Annotated in this window: 10 protein-coding genes; 8 read left to right on the top strand and 2 right to left on the bottom strand. The window is 50.6% G+C overall.

The annotated features are described in order from the left end of the window. Positions 1-709: 709 nt before the first annotated feature. The 3 genes from EV202_RS14090 to EV202_RS14080 are packed head-to-tail and all read left to right on the top strand — an operon-like array spanning position 710 to position 4,491. A complete protein-coding gene (locus tag EV202_RS14090) occupies positions 710-2,083 on the top strand; it encodes an SGNH/GDSL hydrolase family protein (RefSeq protein WP_131927509.1) in 1,374 nt (457 codons plus the stop codon). Further along, positions 2,067-2,996 carry an SGNH/GDSL hydrolase family protein gene (locus EV202_RS14085; RefSeq protein ID WP_106069175.1) on the top strand — a complete coding sequence of 310 codons (930 nt, stop codon included), beginning with the start codon at positions 2,067-2,069 and terminating at the stop codon, positions 2,994-2,996. Before EV202_RS14090 ends, EV202_RS14085 begins: the two co-directional genes overlap by 17 nt. Next, positions 2,983-4,491, top strand: a complete 1,509-nt coding sequence (locus tag EV202_RS14080) for an MBOAT family O-acyltransferase (protein ID WP_106069174.1) — start codon at positions 2,983-2,985, stop codon at positions 4,489-4,491. Before EV202_RS14085 ends, EV202_RS14080 begins: the two co-directional genes overlap by 14 nt. 42 nt (positions 4,492-4,533) lie before the next feature. Here EV202_RS14080 and EV202_RS14075 read toward each other — a convergent pair whose 3' ends face one another. Both EV202_RS14075 and EV202_RS14070 read right to left on the bottom strand, forming a co-directional pair. Next, positions 4,534-6,087: a cellulase family glycosylhydrolase gene (locus EV202_RS14075; protein WP_165899443.1), complete on the bottom strand. Its 1,554-nt coding sequence runs from the start codon at positions 6,085-6,087 to the stop codon at positions 4,534-4,536. Between the two features lie 172 nt (positions 6,088-6,259). Continuing rightward, positions 6,260-10,129 carry a hybrid sensor histidine kinase/response regulator transcription factor gene (locus tag EV202_RS14070; RefSeq protein WP_165899442.1) on the bottom strand — a complete coding sequence of 1,290 codons (3,870 nt, stop codon included), beginning with the start codon at positions 10,127-10,129 and terminating at the stop codon, positions 6,260-6,262. Between the two features lie 929 nt (positions 10,130-11,058). Between EV202_RS14070 and EV202_RS14065 the strand changes: the two genes are divergently transcribed. From EV202_RS14065 to EV202_RS14045, 5 genes are all read left to right on the top strand, one after another. After that, the gene (locus tag EV202_RS14065) at positions 11,059-14,244 is read left to right on the top strand and encodes a SusC/RagA family TonB-linked outer membrane protein (protein WP_131927506.1); all 3,186 of its coding nucleotides are present in this window, start codon (positions 11,059-11,061) and stop codon (positions 14,242-14,244) included. A gap of 43 nt (positions 14,245-14,287) precedes the next feature. Beyond that, complete coding sequence (locus EV202_RS14060) at positions 14,288-15,967, top strand: SusD/RagB family nutrient-binding outer membrane lipoprotein (RefSeq protein WP_131927505.1); 1,680 nt, start codon at positions 14,288-14,290, stop codon at positions 15,965-15,967. A gap of 29 nt (positions 15,968-15,996) precedes the next feature. After that, a complete protein-coding gene (locus EV202_RS14055; protein ID WP_131927504.1) occupies positions 15,997-17,247 on the top strand; it encodes a hypothetical protein in 1,251 nt (416 codons plus the stop codon). 20 nt (positions 17,248-17,267) lie between these two features. After that, the gene (locus tag EV202_RS14050; RefSeq protein WP_131927510.1) at positions 17,268-19,532 is read left to right on the top strand and encodes a glycoside hydrolase family 3 C-terminal domain-containing protein; all 2,265 of its coding nucleotides are present in this window, start codon (positions 17,268-17,270) and stop codon (positions 19,530-19,532) included. 612 nt (positions 19,533-20,144) lie between these two features. Then, complete coding sequence (locus EV202_RS14045; protein ID WP_131927503.1) at positions 20,145-20,831, top strand: SGNH/GDSL hydrolase family protein; 687 nt, start codon at positions 20,145-20,147, stop codon at positions 20,829-20,831. Positions 20,832-21,298 lie beyond the last annotated feature (467 nt).

Here is a 21,298-nt window from a genome sequence, read left to right as displayed (position 1 = left end):
GCTCAAAGATAACCAAAAGGGCTGATACTTCACTCACGAAGTACCAGCCCTAAATCTTATACACTAGAAAATGTTTTAGCGGACAGCAATGATATGTAATTAACCTTTCGGGATAGGCGGTTGCTTTTTCTAAAGATGAGGGGCTGCATCCTGTCAGACGGATATTTCCTGAATGCACCGGTTCACGGCGGTCAGGCAGAAGAGAAGCGAGTCTTTCAGACCGGGCGCCCTCCCCCTGTTTTGACAGCTGCAAGCCTTTGTCGTGACAGAGGCAAGTGTTCAAGCCGACAGACACAAGTCTCTGACGTGTCAGACACAAGTGTTTGAGCCGTCAGATGCAAGTGTCTGACAAATCAATATTAAACATCTGATAATCAGAGATTCTTGATTTTGAAACACAAGCCTCTGGGTGAGGTTATCGACCTGCTTCTTATCCCGACCCCGGGTTAATTATTACGACCTTATATGTAATTATAAAACGTTTATATGGAGTTTTCTTCCTAATCTCTTTCTAATCTATATAAGGAAGCGGCAGGTTTTATCCGAGGGTGAGAAACTTTTCTTGTACCGCTACCGATGCCCCACATATCCTAAGACCTGTGTCGGGTTCGGGGGGGGGTGACTACGTTTCTTTATTACGGGGCACATTCTTTTTTCCTTACGATAAAATGCTCGTTTTCACGTTCTATTCTCTATCTTTGTGCCCGCGATGGAAAAGAACTCCTTGAAATATAGCGGATTGTTGGTGCTCCTTGTGGTAGGGGCATTGTTGTTGTTGCGTTTGTTGCCGGTGATTACGGTGGGCGGTCACACGTTGCGGCATGTAGATATACTTGGCGATTTGCGTCCTTCTTCTCCTCAAATAGAGGTAGTGGACAGCTTGCCGCCACCGCCCGTGGTGAAGCCGGCCTTCGTTGATACCTGTCGCACCGGGATGACCTGCATCGAAGATTATAGCGACTCCACGCTGCGTGGCATGACGGGCTTCTATCGTGCACTCGATGAACTTAGGGAAACACCACGTCCGGTACGCATCGCCTATTTGGGCGATTCTTTTATCGAAGCCGATATCCTGACGGCCGATTTGCGGGAGATGCTGCAAAAACGTTATGGTGGTTGCGGGGTGGGCTTTGTCACTATTACCTCCATGACCAGTGGCTTTCGTCCCACGGTGCGCCACTCTTTCGGCGGATGGCAGAGCCATTTCATTATGGATTCCGCTTTCTTCGACCGTCGCAAGCAAGGGGTTTCGGGGCATTACTTCGTGCCTCGTGCCGGGGCTTATGTGGAACTGAAAGGGCAGAACCGCTATGCCTCGTTGCTTGATACCTGCCGGCGTGCCTCCATCTTCTTTTATACTAAAGATACGCTTACCATTTCGGCTTGCATCAACCGGGGCGAAACGCTGACACGCACTTTCGACCCTGCTGACGGGCTGCAAGACATGACGGTGGAAGGCCGCATCGGGGCTGTGCGCTGGGCGGTAGACCGGGCAGACTCCACGTTGTTCTATGGCCTGGCAATGGACGGGCAGACGGGCATTGCGGTCGATAACTTTTCCCTGCGTGGCAGTTCGGGCCTTTCGTTGCGCTCGATTCCCATGCAGATGATGCGTGAGTTCAACGAGCATCGTCCTTACGATTTGATTATCTTGCAATTCGGTCTGAATGTGGCTACCGAGCGCGGACGGAATTACGACAAATACATTGCAGGCATGCAAACCACGGTGCAGCATCTGAAAGAGGCTTTTCCGCAGGCCGGCATTCTCATCGTCAGTGTGGGCGACCGCGATTATCGGACGCAGGACGGCGGTTTGCGCACCATGCCCGGCATTAAGAATCTGGTTCGTTACCAGCAGAATCTGGCAGCAGACGAGGCGGTAGCTTTCTGGAATATGTTCGAGGCGATGGGAGGCGAGGGCAGCATGGCAGGGCTGGTACATGCCAAACCGTCGATGGCCAATTATGATTACACACACATCAACTTCCGTGGCGGAAAGCATTTGGCCGGATTGCTATACGAGGCACTGATTTACGGAAAGGAACAATACGACAGGAGGCGTGCCTATGAGCTGGAACCGTGAGGATAAGCATCGAAGTTTCGCCTGGCTTGCAGTTTGCTGCATGGTGGTGCTTTGGGGTTTTCTGCCTGCGCATCGGCTTTGTGCACAAGACGTGCTTCCTCCCCGCCCGCTTCCCGGTGTAGTGACAGCCGGTGCGGCTTATCTTGACAACAAGCGGTTGCCCGATACGGTATCTGTTCCTGAAGTTGTGATGCCGAAAGCGTTCCGACAACTGAAGAAGAACGGGTTGAACGACAGCCTCGGCATCCTTCATCCTTTCTGGGAGAAACTCCGCCTGGCACGTCTTGGCATTTCCACTGATACACTGCGCATCCTGCATGTGGGCGACAGCCATGTGCACGGACATATCTTTCCGCAAACCGTCGGCCAACTGATGCAGCAAGCATTCGGTCAGGTCTCTTATGCAGACATGGGCATCAACGGCGCCACTTGCGTCACATTTACCCGGCCGGACCGTATTGCCGAGATTGCATCCCTGAGTCCCGACTTGCTCATTCTTTCTTTTGGAACGAACGAGAGCCATGGCCGGGGATATGCCTCGCTGCCCCACTACCGGCAGATGGACGACCTTGTGCGTATGCTCCGCGACAGCCTGCCCGGAGTGCCTATGCTGATGACCACTCCTCCCGGTTCTTACGAGGGCTTTGGCCGGCGTAGGAGGCGTATGTATAAAGTCAATCCGCGTACGGCCATTGCCGTGCGCACCATCCAACGCTATGCCGATGAAAACGGGCTGGCCGTATGGGATATGTACGGCATTCTGGGTGGCGTCCGTCGCGCCTGCCTCAATTGGCAGGAAGCCGGATTGATGCGTCCCGACCATGTGCACTATATGCCCGAAGGCTATCTGCTGCAAGGAAAATTATTTTATCAAGCTCTCTTAAAAGCCTATAACGATTATGTGGAATATTGACGAATTCTTTTCCGGACTTGATATAGACCTGACCAAGCTGCGTGCTCTCCTGAGCTACGACCCGCAAGCACCGATGATATTCAGTAGCGGTATCTTCCTTTGGCTGTTCACCGCTTTCGTTCTGGTATATCTGCTGTTGCAGCGTCGCACCACGGCCCGGTTGCTGTTTGTCACGGCATTCTCTTACTACTTCTATTATAAGAGTAGCGGAACTTACTTCTTCCTGCTCGGCCTTGTCACGGTGAGCGATTTCTTCATAGCTCGTCTGATGGCCCGTGAAGCGAAGCCTTGGCTGCGGAAGGCATGGGTCACATTGAGCCTTGCCATCAATCTGGGCTTGCTATGCTATTTCAAATATACCAATTTCCTCGGTGAGTTCTTTGCTTCCATTACCGGAGGCACTTTCACTGCAATGGACATATTCCTGCCCGTGGGCATTTCCTTCTTCACTTTCCAATCGTTGAGCTATACCATTGATGTTTATCGCAGGGAAATCACGCCGCTCACCAATCTGTTGGATTATGCTTTCTATGTGTCTTTCTTCCCGCAATTGGTGGCAGGCCCTATCGTGCGTGCACGCGATTTCATCCCGCAAATCCGTCGTCCGTTGTTCGTTTCAAGCGAGATGTTCGGGCGTGGAATTTTCCTCATCGTGAGCGGTCTATTCAAGAAAGCCGTTATATCGGATTATATCAGCATTAACTTTGTAGAGCGTATATTCGATAATCCCACCCTCTATTCGGGTGTGGAGAATCTGATGGGTGTCTATGGCTATGCCTTGCAGATTTATTGCGACTTCTCCGGTTATAGCGACATGGCCATCGGCATTGCCTTGTTGCTGGGCTTCCATTTCAATATAAACTTCGATTCACCCTATAAGTCCGCTTCCGTTACGGAGTTCTGGCGCAGGTGGCACATCTCGCTGTCCGGTTGGCTGCGCGACTATCTCTACATCTCTTTGGGTGGCAACCGGAAGGGGAAAATACGCCAGTATGCCAACCTCATCATCACGATGTTTTTGGGCGGATTGTGGCATGGTGCTTCTTGGAACTTTGTCCTTTGGGGAATGATGCACGGCGTGGCTTTGGCGCTCCACAAAGTTTGGATGACGCTCACCGGACGCCGCAAAGGGGAACGGAGTGGCGGCATCCGCCGTTTCTTCGGCATACTCGTCACGTTCCATTTCGTTTGTCTCTGCTGGGTCTTCTTCCGCAATGCGGAGTTCTCCACGTCGATAGACATGCTGAGACAGATATTCACGACTTTCCGTCCGCAGCTCTTCCCACAGTTGGTAGAAGGCTATTGGGAAGTGTTTGCATTGATGGCGTTGGGCTATTTTCTGCATTTCGTACCCGATAGTTGGGAGCGCGTATGCACGAAATCCGTCATCCGCCTCCCCTTGTTGGGGAAGGCGGTGCTGATGGTACTGGTTGTTTACCTTGTCATCCAGATGAAGAGTGCGGAGATTCAGCCGTTCATCTATTTTCAGTTTTAAGCGGCACCGGGCTTTGTATATAGTAAACTGCTCTGCCCAAAGCTATCGCGGAGCATTGTCATATACGCTCTTCAACGTATATGAGGCATTATTGGAGAAATATCCCTTGCGCATCACCTCCACCACATCCTTGCCGTTGTTTACGTATGCTCCCGTGGCATGATTCACCAAACCGGAACATTCGCGTCCGGCACCCGGGTTGCCGTTGTCCCAATAGATCACGGCCATACCGTGTGTACGTGCAGCCTTGCACACATATTCCAGATAGTATTTCCTGAACGATTCGGAACGGCTGTCGTTGCGACGAACACAGCCCATTTCTCCTATATACACGGGTATGCCTTTCTCTACATAGGTCGTTCTTAAGGCGGCGAATGTCTTTTCCAAGTGCTCTTCATCTCCCCATGTTTCCTTCTTGCCGGCGGCACCGGTGTGTCCCCATTCCGCGAACTTGTCTTCCAGGGTAAATGAGGCAGGGTCATAGTAATGTACCGATACCAGCAGCCTGTCCTTTGCCGGGTCGGTAGGAAGTTTCAGGTGCTGCATGGTCAGTTCCGGATTGGTGCAATAGCCGCTTATGCCCAGATAGCGGGTAGCGTTGTTTCCGCCGGTGGCGCGCACGGCATCTACAAACACCTGCTGCCATTGATTGAGTATGGCATATTGCTTGCCGCCGTCGGTACGGTTGGCGCCCCATCCCCATTTGCCGTCGTGAATTTCATTTAGCCCCTCGAAAACGAGGAACTCTCCTTTGTCCTTGAAGTATTCCGCTATTTGTGTCCACATGGCTTTGAGTCGTGCCTTGATGGAAGTATTCACACTTGCGTTTTTTGCAGCCTCCACGATGTTGAGCCAGCCGCCGGTGGTCGTCCCGTCCGCATTTGCCGTTCTATGTCCGTCGTGATGTATGTTGATGATGGCTTTCAGACCGGCTTTCTCGGCATAGCCCACTACCTCTGCGGCACGGGCCAGCCAATCGGCGGAGATGGTGTATGTGGGGGCTGCGCCCACTTTCCCCAACCAGGTGATGGGAATGCGCACCGATGTGAATCCGGCCTCTTTTATCCTGTTCAATGTCTCTTGTGTGGCTTTGCCGTTGCCCCACGACGTCTCGTTGGCCACCCCGTTGGCGTAGGCGTCAAGCTGATTGCCCAGATTCCAGCCTAATCCCAACTCTTTGACCGCTTTCACGGCAGGCAGGTTCTCGTCTATCATCGGGTTTACCACCTGTATGTTTTTCTTCTCCTGACTGATGGTGACGGGCGTACTTTTTTCACCGGCCGTGATGGTGATGATGGCTTCACGGGCATCCCCTTCGTTGGCTTGTGCGGTAAACACGAACGAAGTCAGTTTGTCGAGCGGTGTGGACGATTTCAGTGTAATCCAATCAGCATTGGCTTGAGCCGTGGCTTTAGGCCACGACGAGATGCTGATGATGATTTCGCCTCCGGCAGCCGTCAGGCTTTGCGAAGATACACTTTTCACGGTCAGATAGGGCACTTCTTCTACGGCAGTGTTCGAAGAAGAGCAGGATAAGGTAGACATTGCCAATAGCATTGCCATTACCTTTTTCAGAGAGATTATTCTGGTACTCATACTTTGGTATATAGATTTATGCCGGCAAATATAATGAAAACAAGCGCATGAAAAGTTTGAATACTTACATATCGGGGTTTGAAACCTTACAAATAAAGAATAGTGGTTAGTAGCGAGCAAATGAGTGTATTTCTCCATTTACCAACCACTCATTACTAAGAGATAACCACCACTACCGCTTTTTTACGTATCGTCCCGGCTGAATACCGAAATATTTTTTGAATAACGTACTGAAATATTTGGCATTGACGAACCCCGTGCGTATGGAAGCGTCGCCCACGGAGACACCTTGCAGCAGCAAGACGGCAGCCTGTTCAAGGCGAATCATGCGGATAAAGTCTTGTGGCGTATGTCCCGTGAGGGCTTTCAGTCGTTCGTGAAAGAGGGTGCGGCTCATGGCCATCTCCCGGCAGAGGCGATCTATGTTGAAATCGAGGTCATCCATGTGCTCGTTTACAATCTGGGTTGCCTTCTCCACAAAAGCACGGTCGGCGTCATTGGGCAGAGTGGGTGATGTCAATGTTTCGTCATCGATTGTCGCTTGGTTTTCCGTTGCGGCAGTATGTTGCAGAGCAATCTGTGTATAGAATCGGCGCAAGCGTTTGCGATTGTCTATCTGCGCTTTCACCTTCGCTTTCAGCACGTCAATGTCAAACGGTTTGGCTATGTAGTCGTCCGCCCCTTTTTGGAATCCCTCTATGATGGCTGTGCGGTGCGTTTTGGCGGTGAGCAATATCACCGGTATGCCCGAAGTGCTTGGATTACTTTTTATCCGGTGGCACATTTCGTCGCCTTGCATACCCGGCATCATCACGTCCGACAAGATTAAGCCGGGGTATTGCGTCTCCATATATTTAAGGGCTTCTGCTGCGTTGGCTTTGTCTATCACCCGATAAAGCGGCTCGAAAATCTGTCGCATGTAGAGACGGAGCTCATTGTTGTCTTCTACGATGAGCAGGGAATCTTTGTCCGAGTCGTCCGGTTCGGCATTCTCTACGGTGGGGGCAATCTCCGTCATCAATGCTGCAACAGGCGGTGTAGCGTTTATGCCGTTGGCTTTGTCGAGAACGAGCGTAAAGTCCGAGCCCCGACCTACGGTGGACGTGAATTTGATGTCGCCCTTCATTAGCCCGGCCAGCCTTTTGGCTTGCAGCAGTCCCAGGCCGATGCCCGAAGCACCCGAACTGACGGCATTGCCGGCACGGAAAAAGCGGGTAAACAGCTTCTTCTGCTCTTGGGCAGAGATGCCTATGCCTGTGTCACTCACGGTTATTTTCAGCTTATTGCCTTCGGCCTCCACGTAGATACCAATGCTACCCCCCGCAGGGGTATATTTCAGAGCATTAGACAGCAGGTTGCTAAGTATCCGGTTCAGTAGTTTGCCGTCTGCCCATACGTATAATTCGGGGGCGATGCTGTCCGTCCGCAAAGTCAGCTGTTGCTGCTGGCAGAGAGGCTGAAAGAGGATGACAAGTTCGCCTATGGTGTGAGCCAACGGCACGGGTCCCATCCGGGGAGCTGTGCCTGAATGGTCCATCTGCTCAAAGTCCAGCAGTTGCGACAGCATTTCCAGCAGTTTGTTGAGATTGAAATGGGCTAACTTTACAGCCTGCATCGCTCCTTCATGAAGAGTGTGGTCGTGGCTGAGTTCGTCGAGCGGTGCTTTCACTAACGTCAGAGGGGTGCGTATGTCGTGTGCCACGCCTACGAAGAAGGCTATTTTCTCATTCATGTAGCGACGGGTCAGTTGTTGCTGCTTGTTTCTCACCACGACGACTATGATGCCGCACAACACCGCGAGGTATAGCAGCCAAGCCTGCCATGTGTTCCACCACGGTTGGCAAACCACGATTTTTACCCATCGCTTGCTTTGCACGAGTCCGCTATTGAGGCTGCGTGTCTGTATGCCGAGACGATACGTGCCCGGCGACACGTTGGTATAGCGTAGTTGCTCGTTGTCTGTCAGTTTATTCCAGCCACGGTCGAAGCCCTGAAGCATATATTCATATACAATGTCTCTTTGATAGCGGAAGCTCACTGACTCAAAACCCACGGTGAACGAGTTGTGTCGGTACGACAGAACAATGCAACTGTCTGACAACATCCTCATCAGTTCGGGACGCATATTTGCCGATTCGCCGGTGTCGATATTGTCTATTCTGAAGTCGGTCAATTGCAATGAAGGAGTCCGATAGGACGTGAGCGAAATGTGGGGTTTGAATATTAGTACGCCTGTGGTGCTGCCCAATGCCACACGTCCGTCGGTAAGGAGGATGGCTGCCGAACGGTTGTAGAAGCGCGACATGGCATGCTCGAAGTTCTGGTTGTATATCTGCATGGACGGTTGTGCAGGTAGGCATGCCAACCCGTGGTCGGTTGTTATCCACAGCATCTTCTCTCTGTCAATGAGTAAGGCGCATACACGGTTGGAGGGTAGTCGTTGATCAGTACAGAATGTACGCCTTTCGGCAGTACGCAGGTTGTACAGGTAAAGACCTCCACCATCGCTGCCAAGCCACACTTGATCGTCGTTCGTAAACGCTATTGCCTGGATAAAGGCATTGAAGTCCTCTCCTTTATTGTCTGTACCTTTTAATAGATGGGTCTTTTCTCCGGTTCGCTTGTCTATCAGCACCAATCCGTCCACGGTTCCTATGGCCACGGTATGGATGTCTTTCTGCGCTATGCAGCGCACTTTGGTCACGTCATACGGTTCCCAACTCCGGTCAGAGTGCTTCAGCAGCACAAGTTGGCTATCCATGTTGCCTACCCACAAGTCGCGGTCGGTGTCGAACAATACCACAGATAGGTAGTTGGAAGGCAGGCCGCTGTTGCTGCTCAAGTAGTGCTGCACCACCTGTCCCCGTTGGTCAAGCAGAAACATCCCGTTGCCGTAAGTGCCTGCGGCAATCACTCCTTCCGGGGTGGCCGAGATGCTTACTACTACATTTCCCGTCAGGATTTGTCGGTACTGATTGGTGGTCGGGTGATAGATACTGATGCCGTTGTCCGTGGCAATCCATAACTCGTCCTTACTTGGCTCGCAGAAAGCATTCACGTTGTCATTGGCCAGCGATGGCTCCACTCCTTCGCGATGGCGAAGCTGGGTAGTGGTATTCTCTTCGAGCATCATCAAGAATGCGCCGCCCGTATAAGTTGCCACCCAGATGTTACCCTCATGGTCGCGGCATAGGGAATATACCCCCATGGCGGTGAGCATGCTGTTGGAACGTGTAAAGAGGGGACTTGTATTGCCGCTCTGGCTGTCGAAAGTGTACACCCCGTCTCCGTCGAATCCCAAAAGTACGGTCGATGGTGTAGTTTCTATCATGGAACGGATGGGTGTGTGGGGCAAGGGACGGATACCGGCGGCATGTTCTTGCCAAGAACCGAGCTTGATGCGTTTTACTTCACCATTGACAGTTCCCGCCAATAACTGGTTGCCGGCTGTAGGACATAAAAGGCTCTGTATGTGAGTACCCGGGCAGAGGCGACGTATCAGTTTCCGCTCTTTGGAGTAGATGCGCAGGCCGGTCACAGTGCCCACGGCAATGCCTTGGGGTGTCTCTGTGATGTGGGTCACGTGGCAATCGTTGGCAATCGGTTCAGGCTCTTCGTTGGGGCGGCAACCGTACAGTCCCGTGGTGAGCCCTATCCATAATGATTCTTGCGAATCGATAAAAAGATTATTGAGGGTCAGTCCCGTATGGATATGCTCCGCCAAATCAATGTGCAGCTCAAAGCGGTCGGTAAGAGGGCTGTACTTATAGATTTTCCCCACATTATTATATACATAAAGAGAGTTGTCCGGACCTTTAGCAAGCATGGTGGTTGCTCCCGAAGCATCAGACATTTTTCTGTTGCCGTCCAGCACATAGCTTTTCATTGAGCGGCCGTTGTAGCGGTTAATGCCGTCGAGCGTTGCCATCCATACCGCTCCCGATTGGTCGGTGCTGATGGAGAATACGCGTTGGCTGTTCAATCCTTGCTCCATACCGAACTGCCGGCTGGAGAACCGTTGAGGATAGGTTGCCGCTTTCACGGAGTTTTTCCCGGGCACGAATAGGAGTAGGGTTAGTATAGCTATGATTTGCAAGGTGCGGATATACATCTCTTACGTCAAATGTTATTAGTTTGCAAAAATACATCAACCCGGCTAATGTTCAAAGTATTTGCGCCAATTAACGCGTCTCCGCTATGTTTTTTGCCGCTTCTTCCACCAAACGGTAGTTTTCGCAAAGCTTTTGGATGATGTCCTGCGGTATGTCCGTCATCACCCGGTACACCTTGCCGTCTGTACAGCGTAGGGTGGCCGGGGGCAGTTCCGCTTCTTATTTTCTTTTCCTTGTCTCTTTTACCAATGGTACTTACCTTTGAGGTCTGTCCAGCCTTCTGATATAAGATGCCTGAGTTTGGGATAAGAAGCAGGGCGATAACCTCACACAGAGGCTTGTGTCTTAAAGCTAAAGCCCATTGGTTATCAGACGTTTATTCCTGCCCTGTCAGGCGCTTGTATCTGACGACTCAAACACTTGTGTCTGTCACGTCAGAGACTTGTGTCTGTCGGCTTGGACACTTGCGTCTGTCAAGACAAAGGATTGCAACTGTCAAACAGGGCGAGGGCGGCCGGTCTGAAAGGCTCTCTTCTCTTCTGCCTGACCGCTATAAACCGGTGTATTCAGGAAATATCCGCCCGACAGGATGCAGCCCCTCATCTTCAGCAAAAGCAACCGTCTATCCCGAATTCAGGTATAAGATAGAATCTTGAACATGTGCAGTATGGATTTATAGGGTTGATAATGTGCATGTAAAAATAAAATGTGAACCGTAAACAGAAAAAAGAGACCTGCTATTAAGACGGAAATGTAGAGATTCAAACCCAATATGTAGGGAATCAAACCCTGTGAATGGATAGATTGATGACCTTTGCATGACGACCGAAAGTCTGATTACTAATATTATTATTGAATTATGAAAGTAAAGAATTGCAAGAACACGCTGTTTGGCGGTGCGCTTCTTCTCTGTTTGTGGGGAGGCCTGCCGCAAGCGCAAGCAGATTCACTTGAATGTTTGGCTGTGGAACAGCAAACAAGCAAGGTGACAGGTACTGTGAAGGACGAGTTTGGCCCGGTGATAGGTGCGTCTGTCGTGGAGAAAGGAACCGGAAACGGTGTTGTGACCGATATGGACGGTAAATTCAGTTTGAACGTCCGCCCCGGAGCCACGTTGGTCATCAGTTTTGTGGGCTATAAGCAGCAAGAAGTAAAAGCGGGCAGTGCTCCGCTGGATATTCAGCTCGAAGAAGACAGCAAGATGCTGAGCGAGGTGGTGGTCACCGCTTTAGGCATCAAGCGCGAACGCAAGGCGTTGGGTTATGGCGTGGCCGAGGTGCAAGGCGAGGCACTGACCAAAGCGAAAGAAACGAATGTGATAAATTCCATGGCTGGACGTGTGCCGGGATTGGTGGTGAGCCAGACGGCAGGTGGAGCTTCGGGCTCTTCGCGCGTCATCCTGCGCGGTAGCACCGAGATGACCGGCAACAACCAGCCTTTGTACGTGATAGACGGTGTGCCTTTGGATAATACGAACTTCGGCAGCGCCGGCACGTATGGCGGTTTCGACTTGGGCGACGGCATCTCCAGCATCAACCCCGACGACATAGAAAACATGTCGGTGCTGAAAGGCCCGGCCGCATCGGCTCTTTATGGCAGCCGCGCCAGTCACGGCGTGATTCTTATCACCACCAAACGGGCCAATAAAGACAAGGTGAGCGTGGAATACAACGGTACGCTGACCTTTGACACGCAGTTAGCCAAATGGAACGACATTCAGCAAGTGTATGGCATGGGAAGCAACGGCACATATCCCATCAACGCCGTGTCGAATACCAACATGAGCTGGGGAGCGAAAGCGGACGGAAGTAACGGACTGACCTATTATGACGGGCAGGAACGTCCATACCTCATCGTGCCCGACAACACTTCGGGCTTCTTCCGTACCGGATTCACTGCCACGAACAGTGCCATTATCGGCGTGAGCAACGGAAAGACGGGCATCCGCTTCACATATACGGACATGCGCAACAAGGATATTGTGCCTAAGACGCACATGAGCCGCGATATCTTCAACCTGCGTGCCAATACCACTGCCGGGAAGTTCGAACTGGACTTCAGCGGTAACTATACCCGCGAGGATGTGAAGAACCGTCCGGCACTGGGTGACAGCAAGTCGAATATTGGCAAGAACTTGATGACCTTGGCCACCACCTATGACCAGCAATGGCTCAGAACCTATCAGGATGCCAACGGCGAGTATGCCAACTGGAACGGAATGGACCCCTACAACGTAAACCCTTATTGGGATGTATATAAGAACTCGAATGTTTCAAAGAAAGACCAGTTCCGCTTTAACGGAAAGGCCGTTTGGAACATTGACCGGCACATCAAGATACAAGGAACGGTAGGTGCTGAGCTCAACTGGTTCATGTTCGAGGACTTCAAAGCGCCCACCACTCCGGGATATGAGGCAGGATATTTGCAGAACAACAGCTTCCGCAACCGCATGTACAATTTCGAGTTGCTGGCTCTGTACAACAACTCTTGGGGTGATTTCGACTTCAGCGCTACATTGGGTGGCAACGTATATAAGGTGAACAACCAGACCACCGTGACTACGGCTCAGGATATGAAGATACGTGACGTGGTGGCTCTAATGAGCTTCAACGAAGTGAGCGTGGAGCCTTACAGCTATCGCAAGCAGATAAACTCCGTGTATGGGGCAATCAACTTAGGATGGAAGCACATGCTTTATTTAGATGCCACCCTGCGCGGCGACCAGTCTTCTACGCTGCCTGTGGGCAACAACGTTTATGTATATCCCTCTTTCTCCGGTAGCTTCGTATTTTCCGAACTGCTGAAACTGGACGATAAACTGCCTTATGGTAAGGTGCGCATGTCGTGGGCACAGGTAGGTAATGATACCGACCCCTATCAGCTGGGATTGGTATACACTAAATCGAAGTTCGCCTATCCGAGCTACACCATCGGCTACATCAACAACGGCACTATTCCCAACAAGGACTTGAAACCCACGAAGACCAACTCAGTGGAACTGGGTCTGGAATTGAAGTTCCTGAAGAACCGTATTGGTTTGGACTTTACTTACTACAACCAGCTCAGCAAGAATCAGATCATGGGCATGGCCAACTCTTCAACTACGGGATACAGCTATCGCCTGATCAATGCTGGAGAGATTGAGAACAAGGGCATAGAGGTGGCTTTGAACACTCGCCCCGTTCAGACTAAAGACTTCTCTTGGGATTTGAACTTCAACTTCTCGAAGAACAGTAACAAGGTGAAGAAGCTGGTAGACGACATGGATATGTTTGAACTGGAGAAAGCCACATGGCTCGATGTGCAGGTGGCTGCCAAAGTAGGCGAGAACTTCGGCTCTATCGTGGGACCCGACTTCCAACGGAATGAGAATGGGGATATTCTCATCGACCCGGCCACCGGCCTGCCCATGTACGACAAGAGCAACCATGTATTGGGTAATGCTTCTTGGGACTGGACGGGCGGTCTCCATACCGGCTTCTCGTATAAGAACTTATCGTTTTCTGCCGTATTCGACGTGAAAGTGGGTGCCGACTTGTATTCCATGTCGGCACGTGCCGCTCACGAGACGGGCAAGAGCATGGCTACTTTGGCAGGCCGCGAAGAGTGGTATAGATCGGAAGAGGCACGTCAGGCTGCAGGTTATGCCAAGGACTCTCCGGAATGGAAGCCTACCGGTGGATTCGTTGCCCCGGGTGTGATAGCCAACGGCGATGGAACTTATCGTGAGAATGACATCGTCATCAGTCCCGAAAGGTATTGGATGAGCGTTGCCCGTAATGCCCCTTCGATGTTCATCTATGACAACTCGTACGTGAAGTGCCGCGAGATAACCTTGAGCTATACGTTGCCCAACGCTTGGCTGAAACATCTGGTTAGCGGACTGACGGTTTCGTTCGTTGCCCGTAACCCGTTCATCGTTTGGAAGAACATTCCCAACATTGACCCGGACTCCAACTACAACAATACCACCGGTATGGGTATGGAGTACGGCTCACTGCCTTCGCGCAAGAGTTACGGCTTCAACGTCAATGTAAAGTTCTGAGAAGAGACCTTTTTACCGTTTAATACAATTAAAGAAGATAACAATGAAACACTATAAATCATATATAACACAGGTGTTGGTGGCATGCGCTCTGGTTTTTGCCTCGTGTAGCGACAGTTACATGGAAGACATGAATACCGACCCCTCTAAAGCTGCCGTCATCGACCCCAATGCGCAGCTCACCACCGTACAGTTGCAGACCTACGGTGATTTGGAAATGGTAGAGACGCTTCGCAGTTATGTCTACGCCTTTACCCAGCAATTGATGGGCTGCTGGAATACCACCAACTACGGCGGACGCCATACCCTCGACCTCAACGAGATGGGGCATATCTGGCAACGGTATTACCTGACCGGTGTCAAGAACATCACCGACGCGCAAGTGCGCACAGAGGGCGACGCCACGAAGGTGAATATCAATGCGGTGGTGCGCATTTATCGCGTGTATCTGATGTCGTTGCTGACCGACCTTTATGGCGATGTACCTTATTTCGAGGCAGGCAAGGGCTTTACCGATGGCAAGTTCACGCCTAAGTATGACACGCAGGAGGAAATCTACAGCGACTTCTTCGTGGAACTCGATGCAGCCGTAGTGGCTCTCGATGCAAGCAAAGACCGTATCACCGGCGACGTTATATATAAAGGTGACGTAAGCAAATGGAAGAAGCTTGCCAACTCCCTCCGCCTGCGCTACGCCATGCGTATATCCGATGCCGACCCACAGAAAGCGCAAACTGAATTTGAAAAGGCTTTGGCGGCAGATGGCGGTGTGATGACATCGGCTGCCGATGATGCGCTGATTGCTTACATGGATATCGCTTTCAGCTTTGGAGGCGATAGCTATTCGGATTACCGCCGCAACGCATTGTCGCAACGCCTGTATGGCAACGATCCCTTGAACAACCCCAGCTTTATCTGTTCTACGTTCTACAACGAACTGTACAATACGGGAGATCCTCGCTCTTCAGCGATGATCCGTTTCTACTTCGACAAGACGATGAGCACCACCGGTACGGAGGGACGTATCGACATCTCCGAAGAGGTGCTGGCCAAAAGCATGGCGCATCCGCGCGACCCCGGTGCCTTCTTCTATGATCCCTGGCCTTCGGGCTATGAGAGCGACCTCATAAAAGAACTTCAGAAAACCAATTCGGCCATTGAAAAGACAACGATGGATACCGAGACTGAACCTAAATTGGCCAGTAACTTTCTGAAAGGTGATAATCCGGGTGTGGTCATGACATCGGCTGAGGTGGACTTCTTGTTGGCCGAAGCTGCTTTGAAAGGTTGGAACGTTACGGGTTCGGTAGAGTCACACTATAAGAAAGGTGTACGTGCTGCCATGAGCTTCCTTACGGACAATTACGATTGCGCTGTGGTGACCGATGCCGCATTCGATGCCTATATGAATAAGAATGGCATCGGCTATACGGTCGAACAGAAGAAAGCTTCCATCAACAAGCAGGCATGGATTCTGCACTTTACCAATCCGTTGGAGTGCTGGGCCAATCTACGCCGCTCCAACTATCCGCGCCTCAAATCACCTGCCGACTATGGTTTCAGTCAAGTGCTGACCGGTGGTGCGGAGATTCCTGTTCGCTTGTGCTATCCTGTGCTTGAGTCTTCGTACAACAAGAAGAATTACGAGGAGGCATTGAGCCGCATGGGTGGCAACAATAGCTGGAACACGCCGGTGTGGTGGGATAAAAACAATGCTCAATAAACCTGTTCAATATCAAATTAAGTATCAATATGAAGAAGATATATATCATGCTGCTTACCATGTTGGCGTTCAACGCCCTTTTTACGGGATGCAGCACGGAAGAACCATTCTCTACCGCGACGGTCAACGATGACCCGCGCATTCTCGACCCCATCTTTCCCGACCGGATTAATGGAAACCTGCCTACGGTCGCCAACTTCAGACGGGACGGTAAGTTCTCGATGAAACTCACCGTTACACCTGCCGATTATACCACAGTGAAGTGGCTAATTGACGGTGAAGAGGTGGCCACCGGCACAGAAATCGAGAAGGAATTCCTGACCGGGACTTATCACCTCAAGATTACGGCTACCACCGATACCGGCAAATCTACTTATCGTGAAGGAATCATTCAGGTGAATCCGTTGGCAGATGATCCGGATGCCATCTCGGTAGGATTTGAGAGGATTGTATCTCCAGGTAATAAAGCCTGTTTTTATGGAAACAACCTCAACAAAGTGAAAGGCATCCTGATTGGAGGCACGCCTGCCACAGACGTAACCTATGTGGAAACCGAAGAAGGTGCTTATGTGGAATATACTGTGCCGGCAGAGTTGTCCGAAGGCGATTATCGTGTTCGTCTTGTCGATGCGGCGGGTATGGAGTATGGTGCCAACACGGTGAAGCTGACGAAGGGTGCCATGATTACGGCAGGTGCCGACCGTGCCACTGCTGCGGCAGAATGGGTAATGACCGGTATTAATCTGGATGCTGTTGCTTCCATCACTGTGAAGGACGTAGAAGTGACGAAGTTCGTGGAGCAGACTGCTGGTACATTGAAACTGGTATGCCCGGAACTGGCAGAAGGGACGTACAAGGTGACCGGTAATACCCGGAGCGGTGAGAGCGTGCAGTTTTATACCAACGGTGAGGTGGCAACGGAACTGACTGTTACTATTTCGGCCGAAAAGGCTTTGTGGGCAGGACATCACTATGTATCTTGGGATAAACCCGATGGTGATCCGAACAAGACGTTCAATCTCATACCGAAAGATGTAATGGTAGCTATTAAACCGGGTAGCATCCTGCGCGTTTATTACTCGGTGGAACCTTCGGCCGAATATCATCAGTTGCAGCTTGCCACAGGTTGGTGGACGGGGCTGATGGATAAGATTGAGTTCGGAGCAGGGGGTGTTTATGCACTCACCATCACGCAGGAAATCATAGATAGGATGAATGAGCAGGATGGATTCCTCTGCGTGGGGCATGGTTATTATGTTGATTTGGTAACAATTCAATAAAAGAAGAGTTTGCAATGAAGATGAAGAATCGTATATTACGCTTTGTGCTCTTCCTTCCTTTGATGACGACGAGCCTTAGCGCACAAGTTCTTTTGTATCAGGATCCCGACGCACCCATCGAAGAGCGCGTCGAAGATGCGCTGAGCCGAATGACGCTGGAGGAGAAAGTGGCACTTTGCCATGCGCAAAGCAAGTTCTCATCGGCTGGTGTGCCTCGGCTGGGCATTCCCGAAGTGTGGATGAGCGACGGACCTCACGGGGTGCGCCATGAGTTTGAGTGGGACAGTTGGAACTATGCCGGATGGACCAACGACTCCATTACGGCCTTTCCCGCCCTTACGGCTCTTGCCGCTACTTGGAATCCTGACATGGCGGCGCTTTATGGCAAAGCCATCGGTGAGGAGGCACGCTATCGCAAGAAGGATGTGCTGCTGGGCCCCGGAGTGAATATCTATCGCACGCCGCTCAACGGACGCAACTTCGAGTACATGGGCGAAGACCCTTACTTGGCGGGAACGCTGGTAGTACCTTATATAAAGGAGTTGCAGAAGAACGGCGTGGCGGCATGTGTGAAGCATTTCGCACTGAACAATCAGGAACGCTGGCGAGGTACGATCGATGTGGAGGTGAGCGACCGTGCCCTCTACGAAATCTATTTGCCTGCTTTCAAAAAAACTGTCGTAGAGGGAGGCGCATGGAGCATCATGGGTGCTTATAACAAATATCGTGGTGAGCACTGTTGCCACAACGCCCGCCTGCTCAATGACATCCTGCGTGGCGAATGGGGTTTTGACGGTTGTGTCATCACCGACTGGGGTGGTGCTCACGATACCAAAGAGGCTGCCTTCAATGGGCTTGACATCGAAATGGGTTCGTATACCAATGGTTTGTCCTCAGACAACAGTCTGGGCTATAACTGTTATTATTTGGCCGACCCCTATCTGGCGATGCTGAAGAAAGGCGAACTGCCGATGTCAACAGTAGAAGCAAAGGCACGGAACGTCCTCCGCATGATTTTCCGGACTTCGCTGAACCATTATAAACCGTATGGCTCACTTTGTACCACCGAGCACTATGAGGTGGCTAAGGTGATAGGCGACGAGTCCATTGTGCTTTTGAAGAATAATGGTATCTTGCCGTTGGAAGCCGGTAAGTATGAGAGGATTCTTGTGGTGGGCGACAATGCCACCCGTCGGCTTACCGATGGCGGTGGTTCGTCGGAATTGAAGCCCAAAGACCTGATTTCTCCCCTCGATGCGCTACGTGCCCTTTATGGCGACAAAGTGGATTACGCTCAAGGCTACATCTGTGGCTACCCTTTCTTTGGCCACGAAGAGGTGATTCCGCAGCACGTGATGGATTCGTTGCGTGCCGAAGCGGTGGAAAAGGCTCGCCGGGCCGATGTAATCATCTACGTGGGTGGGTTGAACAAGAACGCTTTTCAGGACTGTGAGTCTACCGACCGCCGGTCGTACCACCTTCCTTTTGCGCAGGACGAACTGATAGAGGCGCTTCTGGCCGTCAATCCCAATCTGGTGATGGCGAATATCAGCGGTAATGCCTATGCCATGCCGTGGCTGAAGAAAGTCCCCGCCGTGCTGCATATCTCCTATTTGGGAACAATGGGGGGAGCGTCGATAGCCGATGTCATCAGTGGCAAAGTTAATCCTTCGGGCAAGCTGCCTTACTCTTTCCCGGTGAAGCTGACCGATTGCTCCGCCCACGCATTCGATGTGAGTGCCTATCCGGGTGTGGATGTGGATGGAGTGGATGGCCAATCCCTGACGGATTATCAGCGCACCGTGGGTGTCAATCCTAAGCAAGAGTATAAGGAGGATATTCTGGTGGGCTATCGTTGGCACGACACGAAGAAGATTCCCGCTCTCTTCGGCTTCGGGCATGGATTGAGCTATACTTCCTTCAAATATGGCAAATCGAGCTTGTCGGCAAAGGAGATGAGTGAGGAAGGTTTCGTCAAACTGACAGTGCCTGTCACCAACACCGGTACGCTGGTGGGCAAGGAAGTGGTGCAAGTCTATATCGGCGACCCTGTGTGCAGCGTGTTGCGCCCGCTCAAGGAGTTGAAACACTTTGCCAAAGTGGAAATTAATCCGGGCGAAACGGTGTCGGTGGAGTTTACAATCACGGCAGACGACCTCAAGTTCTTTGACGAGGTAGGTCATCGCTGGGTGGCTGAGCCGGGAGTGTTCAATGTGTATGTAGGTGCTTCGTCTACTGATATTCGCGGCACTCACTCATTTAAGTATATAGAAAATAAGAAGTAAGAACTGTTTCCCTTTAAATTCTGGTAAATCCTGAAGAAGTGGCAACACGTCTTCAGGATTTTCTGTTAAAAAAGGATTGCTCTTTCGACTTATCTTTCTATGGTTTGCGTTTGTGCACTGATAGCTGCCTGTACGTGCTTGGGATAATAGATGCTGTTTCCGCTTGTCTCTTAAAGAGAGAATTGAATGTAAAAGGATTATGGGTGTTATAATCGTTTACCGATGTTCGTTTCTTTCTGAAGGTAATTCAAAAGAGGAATATACCCTTGCGAGAACTACTTCTGAGAGTGGGTGGGATCAGTAAGGAACTGATGTACCTTCAGTATACGACTGATGCCACATCAGTATACGACTCATGTACCCTCTATATAGGAGTGAATAACTCTCGTCAGTTTGCTCAACTCTTTCTTAAGGAGAAATGATAATATATTTTCCTAATCGAAAAGAAATCTGTGGAGGCTTGACAGGACGTTCTACTTGCCCCAAATATCCCGACTGTGTGTGGCATTTCACAGCAAAAACACAGGGGAAGATGAAAACGGATAGTGAAAAATAGGTTCTTCTATTATTCTTATATTATCTTTGCTCCGTAAACCATAAAAGAAACTTTGTATGAGCCATAAATCTTTCGTACTGTTTATCGCACTTTTTCTCTCCTTTGCTTCGGGCCTTTCGGCACAGAAAAAAGTGTCCGTTCTGGGCGATTCTTATTCCACTTACGGAGGTTACGTTACTCCTGCCACCAATCTCTGTTGGTACAACGGTGTCGATGGCGGCAAGAACAAGCAGAATGATGTGAAGGCGGTAGAGCAAATGTGGTGGCATCATTTCATCCGCGAGCATGGTTACCGGCTGGAATGCAATAACTCTTATTCCGGCTCCACCGTCTGCCTCACGGGATATAGAAAAGAGGATTTTTCCGATCGTGCTTTTATCACCCGCCTTTTGAATCTTGGGCATCCTGATATTATCTTCGTCTTTGGCGGCACCAACGATAGCTGGGCAGCTGTGCCCATCGGCGAATACAAGTATGCCGGCTGGACAAAAAGTGAACTTTATAGCTTTCGTCCGGCTTTCTGCTACCTGCTTGCTTCTTTGAAGGAACTCTATCCCGATGCTTGTATTTATAATATTACCAATTCGGGGTTATCCGATGTTATCACCTCTTCCATGGATGAAATCTGCCGTCATTATGGTGTTACGAATATCCGTCTGAAGAATATCGACAAGCAGTTGGGGCATCCTTCCGTTGAAGGGATGAAAAGCATCAGTAAACAATTGTGGCAATATTGCTCCTGAAAAATAGCTTTAGCTGTTTTCGTGGGCAGAAAGTCTGTTTCAGGGGCTGGTTCCTATGTGGCATGGTGAATCAAGCCCTTTTCTTTGCACCTCTTTTTTTAGAGCCTACTCTTTTTATTGCATCTCTTCACTTATTCTTTTTCTCCGTTCTTTTTCCATTCCTTTCTTGTAATTTGATGCCGGTTTCTTCCCGCCGCCTTCTTTCCTGTATCCTTGTTTCTATTGGTGATTTTTTTTACCTTCTGTATTTCTTTTCCTTTCTCTTTTTTATTCCCTCTTTTACCCCTGTCAGAAGTACTTCCGGCAGGGGTACAATCAGTCTCCGACTGATTCCCTTTCGTTCAAGGAGTGAGTCCGCCTCAGTCGTCAGCCGGTCTTTCTTCCTCCGTTTTTTGTAAAATAAAATGGGCGCATGTTGTGCATGTGTCCTTTTCCCCTCCGCACCTTCCCTTTTTTTTCTCCGTGCT

It is taken from the genome of Prevotella heparinolytica (assembly GCF_004342845.1).
Lineage (GTDB): Bacteria > Bacteroidota > Bacteroidia > Bacteroidales > Bacteroidaceae > Bacteroides > Bacteroides heparinolyticus.
This window is presented reverse-complemented; position numbering and strand designations above follow the sequence as displayed.